At 44.0% G+C, this 10942-nt stretch carries 10 protein-coding genes and 1 pseudogene; 6 read left to right on the forward strand and 5 right to left on the reverse strand.

Annotation, left to right across the window (positions count from 1 at the left end; genetic code table 11):
- The first annotated feature begins 57 nt into the window (after positions 1-57).
- The 4 genes from VR7878_RS09075 (at position 58) to VR7878_RS09090 (ending at position 4866) form a co-directional block, all read left to right on the forward strand.
- The gene (locus VR7878_RS09075) at positions 58-555 is read left to right on the forward strand and encodes a tripartite tricarboxylate transporter TctB family protein (RefSeq protein WP_077335447.1); all 498 of its coding nucleotides are present in this window, start codon (positions 58-60) and stop codon (positions 553-555) included.
- 10 nt (positions 556-565) lie between these two features.
- Positions 566-2095, forward strand: coding sequence for a tripartite tricarboxylate transporter permease (locus VR7878_RS09080; protein WP_077335449.1), 1530 nt, complete (start codon positions 566-568; stop codon positions 2093-2095).
- 148 nt (positions 2096-2243) lie between these two features.
- Entirely contained in the window at positions 2244-4139 is a 1896-nt protein-coding gene (locus tag VR7878_RS09085; RefSeq protein WP_077335451.1) for a DUF294 nucleotidyltransferase-like domain-containing protein, read from the forward strand.
- 4 nt (positions 4140-4143) lie between these two features.
- The gene (locus VR7878_RS09090; protein ID WP_077335453.1) at positions 4144-4866 is read left to right on the forward strand and encodes a 3'-5' exonuclease; all 723 of its coding nucleotides are present in this window, start codon (positions 4144-4146) and stop codon (positions 4864-4866) included.
- 97 nt (positions 4867-4963) lie between these two features.
- Here VR7878_RS09090 and VR7878_RS09095 read toward each other — a convergent pair whose 3' ends face one another.
- Positions 4964-6538 carry a BCCT family transporter gene (locus VR7878_RS09095; RefSeq protein WP_077335454.1) on the reverse strand — a complete coding sequence of 525 codons (1575 nt, stop codon included), beginning with the start codon at positions 6536-6538 and terminating at the stop codon, positions 4964-4966.
- 510 nt (positions 6539-7048) lie between these two features.
- Here VR7878_RS09095 and VR7878_RS09100 point away from each other — a divergent pair.
- Positions 7049-7525 (forward strand): MarR family winged helix-turn-helix transcriptional regulator, encoded by a 477-nt coding sequence (locus VR7878_RS09100; RefSeq protein WP_077335456.1) that lies wholly within the window; start codon positions 7049-7051, stop codon positions 7523-7525.
- 84 nt (positions 7526-7609) lie between these two features.
- On the opposite strand, the gene VR7878_RS09105 is transcribed toward VR7878_RS09100, so the two are convergent.
- Positions 7610-7969 carry a MarR family transcriptional regulator gene (locus VR7878_RS09105; RefSeq protein WP_077335458.1) on the reverse strand — a complete coding sequence of 120 codons (360 nt, stop codon included), beginning with the start codon at positions 7967-7969 and terminating at the stop codon, positions 7610-7612.
- 337 nt (positions 7970-8306) lie between these two features.
- Between VR7878_RS09105 and VR7878_RS09110 the strand changes: the two genes are divergently transcribed.
- Complete coding sequence (locus VR7878_RS09110; RefSeq protein ID WP_077335460.1) at positions 8307-8987, forward strand: DUF2982 domain-containing protein; 681 nt, start codon at positions 8307-8309, stop codon at positions 8985-8987.
- On the opposite strand, the gene VR7878_RS09115 is transcribed toward VR7878_RS09110, so the two are convergent.
- From VR7878_RS09115 to VR7878_RS09125, 3 genes and pseudogenes are all read right to left on the reverse strand, one after another.
- The gene (locus VR7878_RS09115) at positions 8981-9637 is read right to left on the reverse strand and encodes an MBL fold metallo-hydrolase (RefSeq protein ID WP_077335462.1); all 657 of its coding nucleotides are present in this window, start codon (positions 9635-9637) and stop codon (positions 8981-8983) included. The genes VR7878_RS09110 and VR7878_RS09115 overlap by 7 nt on opposite strands.
- A 244-nt stretch (positions 9638-9881) precedes the next feature.
- Positions 9882-10478, reverse strand: coding sequence for a GTP cyclohydrolase II (locus VR7878_RS09120; protein ID WP_077335464.1), 597 nt, complete (start codon positions 10476-10478; stop codon positions 9882-9884).
- Positions 10479-10817: 339 nt separating this feature from the next.
- Positions 10818-10942 (reverse strand): annotated as a pseudogene (locus tag VR7878_RS09125) (IS200/IS605 family transposase); the annotation flags it as partial.

The following is a 10942-nucleotide window of genomic DNA, read 5'->3' on the forward strand; positions in this document are numbered from 1 at the left end:
GATTCCCCCGTCCAGGCAGCCTGTATATGACCCCCTCATATCCAATGGAGTAGGATAATGTCTACTAAAATGAACTCACTGCTCTCAAGTGAAAATTTGTTATGTCGGGACAGAGTCGGCGCATTAATCTTTCTCGTATTTTGTCTGGTCTATGGTTACCAAACCTTTAATATTCCACTGTTTCCCGGAGATGAATACGAACCCTTCACCGCCAGAACATTACCGATCTTGCTCACTTACATCGGCATCATTCTGTCCGTTGCGCTGCTCGTCACCGGACAACCCGATGAAAAAAGTGGTGCCGTCCTCTACTTCAACTGGAAATTGCTGATCAAATTCCTGCTGTTAATGACACTTTATGGCATCGGGCTGACCTATGTCGGATTTGTGATCGCCACAACGCTCTTTCTGGCTGTCGGGTTTTATCTGTTAGGTGAACGACGTAAAAAAGTGCTGTTCGGGGCGTCATTCCCCTTTGTCTTAAGCTTTTATCTGTTGCTGACCCAAGGTCTGGATATCTATCTGGAACCCGGTGTCATTTTCACCATCTGGTAAGGAGACTGCAATGTTAGATGGAATTCTTCAGGGACTCAGCACAGCAGTCCTGCCGATGAACCTGATGATGGTTGTCGTCGGCTGCTTTGTCGGCACATTTATCGGTATGCTACCGGGATTGGGGCCAATTTCAGCAATTGCGTTGATGATCCCGATTACTTATGGATTAGAACCCTCTTCCGGGCTGATTTTGATGGCGGGCGTCTACTACGGGGCAATATTCGGGGGCTCAACCTCATCGATCTTGATCAATGCACCGGGTTGCTCATCAACTGTCGTGACCGCTTTTGACGGCTATCCGATGGCTCAGAAAGGGCAAGCGGGCAAAGCTCTCGCACTGGCGGCCTACTCTTCTTTTACGGGCGGGACTCTCTCCGCAATCATGTTGCTATTTGCAGCACCGGCACTCGCCACTGTTTCACTCAGTTTCCAGTCAGCCGATTATTTTGCACTAATGTTAGTCGGTCTCTCTGCTGTGGCTGCTTTTGCCGGCAAAGGACAAGTATTGAAAGCATGGATGATGACCGTATTAGGACTGATGCTCTCTACCGTTGGAATCGATAAAGGTATTGGCGTTGAGCGATTTACCTTTGGTTTAACCGATCTGATGGACGGATTTAGCTTTTTGATGCTGGCGATGGCAACATTTGCTTTAGGTGAAACCTTAATGGGAATCCTGAAACCAGATACTGATTCGAGTCAGACTGAAACTCAGAAAATGAGTGAACTGGGCAGTATGAAGATCAATAAAGAAGAGTTTAAAGAAGCAGCGCCAGTTGCTATTCGCTCTTCTATTCTTGGCTTCTTTACCGGAGTTTTGCCCGGTGCCGGTGCAACCATCGCTGCATTCCTCAGCTATGGTATGGAACGGAATCTGGCTCCGAAAGAAAAGCGCGATTTATTTGGCCATGGTTCGCTCCGTGGGCTCGTTGCTCCGGAATCGGCTAACAATGCCTCTTCCAGTGGTTCATTCGTGCCATTACTGACGCTCGGTATTCCCGGTTCAGGTACAACTGCAATCATGCTGGGTGCATTGATTGCTTATGGTATTCAGCCAGGGCCGCGCTTGTTTGTTGAGCATCCGGATGTATTCTGGTCTGTGATCATTTCTATGTATTTTGGCAATATCGTACTGATTATTCTGAATCTGCCACTGATTCCTTATATTTCACGCTTACTTGCCGTCCCGAGAACTGTACTACTGCCGATGATTCTGTTTTTCTCTATTACCGGTGTCTATCTCGTATCATTCAACACGATGGATGTTTTCATCATGATTTTGATCGCGATCGGTGCCATCCTGCTGCGACTTGCGAATTTCCCACTGGCGCCCTTATTACTTGGATTTATTCTCGGCGGGCTTATGGAAGAAAACCTCAGGCGAGCCCTGATGATCAGTGATGGCGAACTTAGTTTTCTCTGGGAACGCCCTATTACTTTCACATTCACATCACTGGCGGTGTTATTACTCATCAGCCCACTGCTCAGTCTTGTTTTCAGTCATCTGAAAACACGAAAAGCCTCATTACGTCATTCTTGATGTTGTTATACAGCCCGGCATAGCCGGGCGTTTTCAAAGATAATAGTTTTACTTTTTTTTAACAATTTCATTCTCTTCCATCGAACCAAACGTAACTTCCTGCTATGATGATAAAAAATGCTCGTTATCTCGTTATAGGGAAACCTACATGCATACAGAATTATTGGAAATTAAACAATTTTTTGCCCAATATCCACCATTCAACGAGTTTGAAGATTCAGTCCTTGAAGAGATCATTCAACAGATAGAAATCACCTATTTCCGCAAAGGAACACCGATCATTCAAAACGGTGGTGAAATTCAGGAATTGTTTATGATCCGAAGTGGCGCTGTTGAAGTCTACCGACGCAAAGGTGAACTCTATAACCGCCTTTCACAAGGTGACCTGTTTGGGCAGATGGGATTACTCACTAATAACAAAGTGGTTTTTCCTGTCACCGCGATTGAAGATACATTGGTTTATCGGATTCCTGAATCCACCTTCCAGTCTTTGTATGATAACTATGAAGTCTTTGCTGATTTTGTCGAAGTGAATGATAAAACCAGACTGCGCCATGCTGTTTCCAGCACCGTAGAAACCAACGATCTTTCTACCGCCAAAGTTAAAAATTTGCTAACCGGGGAAGCTGTCTGGATTTCTCCGGAAACATCGATTCATGAAACCGCGCAAAAAATGGCTGAAGAAAATGTCTCGGCCCTGCTGATTTTAAATACAGAACAACCCGCAGCGGATTGCCATGATGACAAACCTCAGTTAGGGATCATTACTGACAGAGATCTTTGCAGCCGGGTACTGGCGAATGCCATTTCTCCGCAACGCCCAATCCGTGAAGTAATGACAACCGAGTTGCTGACGCTTGATCATAACGCTTATGTTTATGAAGCGATGATGGTGATGTTACGGCACAAAATTCATCATTTACCAATCCTGAAAGAGAACAAACCATTAGGGATACTCGAAACGACCGATCTGGTTCGTTATCAGTCCCAGAACTCACTGTTATTAGTCAGTAGTATATTCCATCAAAATAGTGTTGATGATTTGGTTACCATTGCCGAGCAGGTGAAAGATAGTTTTGTTCGTCTGGTCAATGAAGATGCCAATGCACATATGATCGGAACAGCGATGTCAGTCATCGGCAGAAGTTTTAAACAACGGATTATTGAGCTGGCGGAAGCGGAATATGGCCCACCACCAATCCCCTACTGTTTTCTGGCACTCGGCTCAATGGGAAGGGATGAACAACTGGTGGTGACCGATCAGGATAACGCGATCATTCTCGACAATCGTTATGATGCGAACAAACATGACGCTTATTTCAGTAAACTCTCTCAGTTTGTCTGTGATGCTCTTGCACGCTGCGGCTATAGCTATTGCACCGGTGGGATTATGGCTACGAATCCGATTTGGCGGATGACCCGTCAGGAGTGGGAAGCTTGCTTCTCCGATTGGATAGATGATCCGAATCCCAAAGCCTTGTTGAATGCATCCATCTTTTTCGATCTGGATGGCGTCTATGGACAAACGCGTTGGGCAGAACAACTCAATCGCTTTATTGTCAGACGTGCTCAAAGAAGCCCGCGTTTCCTTGCCTGTCTGGCACGGAATGCGTTAAACCGTACACCACCACTGGGATTTTTCAAAAACTTTGTGATGGAAAAAGATGGCCGACACAACAACTCGATCAACCTGAAACGACGGGGAACAGCACCACTGGCAGATGTTATTCGGGTTCATTCCCTTGCGATCGGCTCACATGCGAAAAATTCGTTTGAGCGACTGGATGATATTATCGAATCCGGTCTGCTTCCCAAAGGTGGTGGTGAAAACCTCCGAGATGCGCTTGAATTTATTTCAATGGTGCGTATACGCCATCAAGCCTACGATGTTGAGAATCGCATTGAGCCGGATAACAATATTGAGCCGGAAAATCTCTCGGACTTTGAACGACGGAACCTGAAAGATGCATTTCAAATTTTGAGCAATGCGCAAAACTTTTTGAAATATCGTTATAAAGCCAACAGTTCACCACGTTCATCATAAAAACATGCTAAAAAAATTATTGAAAGCCCCCAGTATTGACTGGCAAAAAAAATATCAACTCAAACAGAAACGGGTCACGCACCCGTCTCTCAATTATTTCTATCAACAATTACTGCCGGATGCAGACACCCCGATTGAGGAAATCGAGTTTCTGGCGCTTGATTTTGAAACCACGGGACTGAATCCAGCCAAAGATGAAATCGTGACAATAGGAGCCGTCCCTTTTACCTTGGATCGCATTAAATTGAGTCAGTGTAAACATTGGCTGGTAAAACCTCGTCGTCCTTTGAAAGAATCTTCCATCATTGTGCATGGTATTACGCATACGGACATCATGGATGCACCAGATTTAAACGAGTTTCTTGATGAAATTCTGCACCTGATGGCAGGAAAAGTGATCGTCGTCCATTACTACCCGATAGAACGTCAGTTCCTTGATCAAGCACTGAAAAAGAGAATTAAAGAAGGAATTGAGTTCCCGGTTGTAGATACCATGAATATCGAAGAACGAGTTTTGCTTCAGCAATCCGGTGGTATTCTCAATCTGATGAATAGTTTTAAGAAAAAACCGTCAGTGCGATTGGGAAATACGAGAGAACGTTACGGGCTACCACTCTATCCACTGCACGATGCCCTACTTGACGCTCTTGCTACCGCTGAGCTGCTTCAGGCACAGATTGCCAATCATTATGCCCGCACTCAGGCAATCAGTGATTTTTGGATATAAATCTCTTCTCCAGCACGACCAATATATTGGCTAAAATATTCCCGATAAAAAAGAAGCCGGCATACGCCGGCTTCTTTCATAACATTCGAACTCACAATTAATTTATTCGCTCGGTTTTCATTCCCATAACCAAGCTGACACACATCATGAGCAGGACAAATGTAAATGGCAGTGCTGTCGAAATGGCACCGGCTTGTAGTGCCTGAATCGCTTGCGTTCCGCCAATCCACAATAATGCAATCGCAATTGCCCCCTCAATCGAAGCCCAGAAGATTCTCTGCGGAACCGGAGCATCAACCTTACCACCGGCAGTAATGCTATCGATAACCAATGAACCGGAGTCTGAAGAGGTAATAAAAAATACCAAGACTAATACAACACCGATTAAAGACAGTACCTTACCGTAAGGTAAGACATCAAACATCTGGAACATTGCCAGTGAAACTTCGGTAATCCCTTTATGACCCAGTTCACCAACTTGCTGAACGACTTGATCGATCGCCATACCGCCGAATACGGACATCCAAACTACGGTCACCAGCGTCGGTACAAAGAGTACCGCAGTGATAAATTCTCTGACTGTACGACCTTTTGAGACTCGGGCAATAAACATACCGACAAATGGCGACCATGAGATCCACCAAGCCCAGTAGAAGACAGTCCAGCCTTGGAACCATGCTTCATCTTCACGGCCATGCGGGTTACTCAAAGAAACAATATTTTCGATATACGAAAGTAACGTCGTTTTAATTGAGTCAAACGTGACAGCGTAACCAATCAAACCCACCGCAACCAACAGCAAGAAAGCGATGAGCATATTGATGTTTGAAATGACTTTCACCCCACCATCAATACCACGAACCACTGAAACGACGGCCAACATCGTCACGGCAATAATCACAATAATCTGTAGCCCGATACCGGCGTCAATGCCAAAGACATGATGAATACCACTCGCTGCCTGTTGCGCACCAAGCCCCAACGATGTTGCTAATCCGAATAATGTTGCAACAACGGCAAGGATATCGACCAAGTGCCCGGGCCATCCCCAAGCGCGATCCCCGAGCAACGGATAAAAGATTGAGCGTATTGATAACGGCAACCCTTTATTGTAACAAAAGAATGCAAGTGACAGGGCAACAACGCCATAAATCGCCCAAGGATGTAATCCCCAGTGGAACATAGTTGCACCCAAAGCCAGCTTCGCGGCTTCCGGAGAATATGCTGCAACATTCAACGGCGTTTTATACCACCCGGTATAGTAGGCCACTGGCTCAGCAACACTCCAGAACATCAGTCCTATCCCCATACCGGCAGCGAATAACATCGCCAGCCAAGAGAGATAAGAGTAATCGGCCGTTGCTGACGGGCCCCCCAAACGAATCTTACCGAATGGTGAAACGACAAGAACCAAACAGAAAATCACAAAAATATTACCAGCCCAAATAAATAGCCAGTCAAAATTACCGATGATTTTCCATTTGATACCGTCTAAAACAGATTTTGCAGTTTCAGGATCAGTGATTAACGTTGCTACAAGGAACAGAAGAATCAGCCCCGCGCTAATACCGAATACAGGGTTATGAACATCAAACCCCCACTTCTGCACATTATCCTGCCCGACAGTGTAATCTGTACTGTCGATACTATATTTATCAATACCTTTGGTCATAATTCCCCTCTTTATGATTTAGCCTTCAAATTATTATTACCTATCCCTAGGAAAATCAGCTAAAAATCATCTGAATACGCCATAAACAATTACGTAATGGTCGTAGGATAATTTATCTTAAACAAATCGATAATGCTATCAAATGGTTAAAATATAGACCAAAAAACAGATAATACAGGATTTTATGATTAAAATTCCAACACACATGGCGTGCTTCACTGGCAAAATTGTTTTGTACACTAATATTTTATACAGATGACTTTATTGTAAAAATCTTATGCTATAAGCTAGCAAACGACTGCATTGCAACAACATAACATTCATGTCATCCTTTATCATCTCGTCCTGCATGATATGATATGGACAAATCAACGAAATACTTTCAGTCACCTCTTTTCTGAAGATAATTGGCAAAGTAACGATGACATCAATACTTTTCTTCTGTGAATAAGTAAGGTAATGTCCGCGTTATTTATATGAGTAATCAATCACAAAGTCTGGATATCGATTTTGGAAAAACATGAAGAAGTACTGGTTGCTATACGCCAGATCATCCGAGCTATTGACCTTCATTCGAAAAAACTGAGCAAAATCGCGGGGCTCACCGGGCCACAACTGATTTTAATGCGTTCGATCGAGCAGTTAGGTGAAGTCACAATTCGTGAACTTTCACGTAATACCAATATGAGTCAGGCGACTGCAACGACCATTCTTGATCGTCTGGAAAGAAATGGTTATGTGAAACGTGTTCGCAGCGTGAAAGACAAAAGAAAAGTTCACGCACATCTGACGGAATTCGGTCGAGAGCTGTTACATAAAGCGCCACAACCTTTACAGGATAATTTTGTTTCTCAGTTTCAACAGTTGGAAGAATGGGAACAGACTCTGCTACTTTCTTCGATTCAGCGTCTTTCGACAATGATGAAGGCAGATAATATCGATGTAGCACCGATGCTGGAAATTGGTAGTATTCTGAATCACGAATAATTAATTGACGACGAACGCCTCTTGATGTCCCGAAAGATCCAGTGGAATCACATCGCGACTGGATCTTTGAGGAAACATCGGGGGTTAAGCGCGTTTATAAAGCACCTTATTCCCTGCCAGTTGCACTTTCTCAACAAGATTGTCTTCTAAAAGTTTTTTCAGTGCCCCTGTTGCCCAGCTGGCTGCTTTTGCTTCTTCTTGGCCGGCTTCCAGTCCAATACTTTTCGGATTAATCCCATCAGCATGTTGAGCGACAATTTCCAGTACCTGAGCCTGCTTCGGGGTGAGATTTTCGTTGACGATTTTCGCAACCTTTGGCTGACCCGAAGAAACAGAAGCCTGCATCTTAGTTTCAGACGACTGTTTTAAAGTCTGGTTTACAACAAAGGCTTTCATACGCTTTTGCAGCTTATTCTGCACATTACGCTTATGCGCTAGTCTCATCGAATATTCTCCATTACAACTGTCGAGACAGTATTCATTAAACAAAGTGCGGTTTATATCAAAATTTTGCCCTAATTTATAGGCAGCAGGAATGATTTGGTATGAAAAGTTCGTTTGCCCATAAAAAATGCTTAAAAACCATACAAATCAGGTGTAACAAACCAACAATGAGAGAGGAAACCTGTATCTTCCGAATACTTAACGATACTATATTCAGATAGCTTCAGAGTGTCCGCTCCCGAGTCTTATTTCTTTTGGATATTCGCTTTCTTCAAAAATGGACAACAATTTAGTTTATTGAGGAAAAAACATAGAACGAAGTGATTGTGGAACAGATATGCAGACGGTTCATCTTTCGAATTTTGAATTTGATTTTCACCAGCGCTCTGTGCGCTTAACGATGATGGCGTATACCACAGCCGCCCTGCTTATTATCATGACGGCAAACACGCTTTCTCTGGCTTTGGTTTATACAGCACTGTTCTCAGGAGCAGCGGTACTGCTCTATTGGCTCATCCGTAAAAGTCAGGTACGCTATACGCTGACAGCGACCCACTTCCAACAGCATACCTTTCGCGGTGGTTGGGTGGTCAAGTGGAATAATATCCAAGATATTAATCAATGTACCTACAATATTGATGGCTGGCATCAACCGCTACCTTGGGTCGGTATCCGCCTGAAGTCCTATTCACCTTACCTTGACAGTATTTGTCCACGGATTATCAGTGAGATTTTACTCTCTCAGCGTGGGTTGCTCTATCTGGGCATGAAACAGCATCATGTCCGACTCTCTGAATTTGAAGATATTGTTCTGGATCCAAGTTTATATAAATCAGCAGAGGGGCAGCTATATTCCGGTTTGCTGGCGATGCTGGCAAACCGGATGAGTTATCAAAGAAATTACCATGGATACGATATCTTCATTCCCATGAGTGATTTGGGAATTCAAGGAGACGAACTAATTGGGATGGCCAGGCGCTATATTGCCGCAGCAGAGCCGGAACACCCCCATCAATAAAGTGGCATTTCATCAGCAACAAAAGGATTGGAGGCACGTTCATGACCGAATGTGGACTGTGGCCCATGTCCGGGAATAAAGGTGATATCATTGCCCAACGGCCAAAGTTTGGTTTTAATCGAACGAATCAAAGTCTCAAAGTCGCCTTGCGGAAAATCTGTTCTTCCGATGCTCCCCTGAAACAAAACATCACCGACAAAAGCAACCTTCGCAGACTCACTGAACAGGCAAACATGGCCCGGTGTATGCCCCGGTGTGTGGTAAACCTGCAACACTTGCTGACCAAAAGTAATTGAATCTCCCTCATTTAGCCACTGATCGGGATCAAATGACGTTGTCCGGGGAAAACCGAACATCTGGCTTTGCTTTTCCAGTTCTTGCAGCCAAAACCGATCAGCCTGATGAGGCCCGATAATATCGACCGAGCCCAGAGATTGACGCAACGCTTGCGTCCCCCCCACATGATCGAGATGCCCGTGCGTTAAAACAATATGGACGACTTGTACCCCTAATTCATGAATGACTTCAGCAAGATGCTTTTCATCTCCGCCGGGGTCAATCACGATCCCTTTCATTGTTTCATCACACCAAACAATTGAGCAATTCTGAGCAAAAGCAGTTACCGGAACAATTTGATACTGAAGAGACATATTTTTCCTTATGAAACCAAATTTCAGTGAACTATGACACTCCAGAATAAGTTTGACAAGGATCGGCTAAGCCACGAATCGTCCATTCAATTGCCTTCCGCATTCATAACAAACGAAAGCTTGAGAAGTGCTCTTACTTTACGTCATGAATACAGAGGCAACATTTCCACTACAGGGAACCACATCACAGCATATACAAACATTGAGGGGACGAGTGGGATGACAATCAGTTCAATGGTGCCACTTACAACGAAAGTTTATGCTTACCATAACTGACTTTGGCTTTCAGATAATTGGCATTACCCGCTTTAATATGAGCCGCGGTATGGACAATCTCAACAATTTCAATACCGTGTGCTTTTAAGTCATTAACTTTCTTCGGATTATTAGTCACCAGACGAATTTTAGTGATATTCAGCGCCTGCAGCATTTGAGCCGCTTCAGAAAACTCTCTGAGGTCATCCTCAAAACCAAGTTTCCGGTTTGCTTCGTAGGTATTCAACCCCTGACTTTGAAGTCGATATGCATCAATTTTATTATACAAACCAATCCCTCGCCCTTCCTGACGAAGGTAAAGGATGATTCCACCAGCCTCTCCCATTTTCGTAATCGTTTCTTCTAGTTGTTCACCACAGTCGCATCTTGATGAGTGGAAAACATCCCCTGTCAGACACTCTGAATGCATCCTCACTAAAGGAATTTCTTGATTTAAGTCTGCAGATTTAAAAATCAAAGCAACGTGTTCTTTATCTGTATTCAAACCGTTAAAAGAGAGGATCTCAGCATCAATATCACTTTTTGCTCCAACTTTTAAATCCACTCTGGCTCGGACATCCGCCATATCAGTACTCTCTACTCAGATATTTCTATATTGATAACAATCAAAACATTTCGCACTCGCGTCCCCCGTGAATACAGGGGGGGAATGTTATAATATTACAAATAGAAGATACCACTAGATGCGCAAGAGAAAAAGAGATTATTCTATATTACGATGCAATTGCCTCTGGCAAATGTCAGCAACCAGATTGCCAAACAGTACCATCGATCGCATCTCTAAAAATTTTCAATATAAAAAAAGTATCCACCGGCATAGCCGGTGGTTTTTCATATGCGCCTATAAGGCTCTCCTACTAGCAGCGCCCTAGCAGGCGCGTAGTGATCTGACATTTGCATATGACTACTTCCTGCGGCCCGTAAACGGGCTACCTGAATACGGGATCGACAATTGCTCTCCCATTTTATCCTGCTCTAGTTGCTGCTTAATGTAATTTTGTATCTTGCTCGTATTTTTACCTACCGTAT

The organism is Vibrio ruber DSM 16370 (assembly GCF_900163965.1).
In the GTDB taxonomy this organism is placed as follows: Bacteria; Pseudomonadota; Gammaproteobacteria; order Enterobacterales; family Vibrionaceae; genus Vibrio; species Vibrio ruber.

Bases quoted from the DNA above. Each gene is read 5' to 3' on its own strand.
- VR7878_RS09075 (WP_077335447.1), top strand. From the start codon at position 58: ATGTCTACTAAAATGAACTCACTGCTCTCAAGTGAAAATTTGTTATGT.
- VR7878_RS09080 (WP_077335449.1), top strand. From the start codon at position 566: ATGTTAGATGGAATTCTTCAGGGACTCAGCACAGCAGTCCTGCCGATG.
- VR7878_RS09085 (WP_077335451.1), top strand. From the start codon at position 2,244: ATGCATACAGAATTATTGGAAATTAAACAATTTTTTGCCCAATATCCA.
- VR7878_RS09090 (WP_077335453.1), top strand. From the start codon at position 4,144: ATGCTAAAAAAATTATTGAAAGCCCCCAGTATTGACTGGCAAAAAAAA.
- VR7878_RS09095 (WP_077335454.1), bottom strand. From the start codon at position 6,538: ATGACCAAAGGTATTGATAAATATAGTATCGACAGTACAGATTACACT.
- VR7878_RS09105 (WP_077335458.1), bottom strand. From the start codon at position 7,969: ATGAGACTAGCGCATAAGCGTAATGTGCAGAATAAGCTGCAAAAGCGT.
- VR7878_RS09110 (WP_077335460.1), top strand. From the start codon at position 8,307: ATGCAGACGGTTCATCTTTCGAATTTTGAATTTGATTTTCACCAGCGC.
- VR7878_RS09115 (WP_077335462.1), bottom strand. From the start codon at position 9,637: ATGTCTCTTCAGTATCAAATTGTTCCGGTAACTGCTTTTGCTCAGAAT.
- VR7878_RS09120 (WP_077335464.1), bottom strand. From the start codon at position 10,478: ATGGCGGATGTCCGAGCCAGAGTGGATTTAAAAGTTGGAGCAAAAAGT.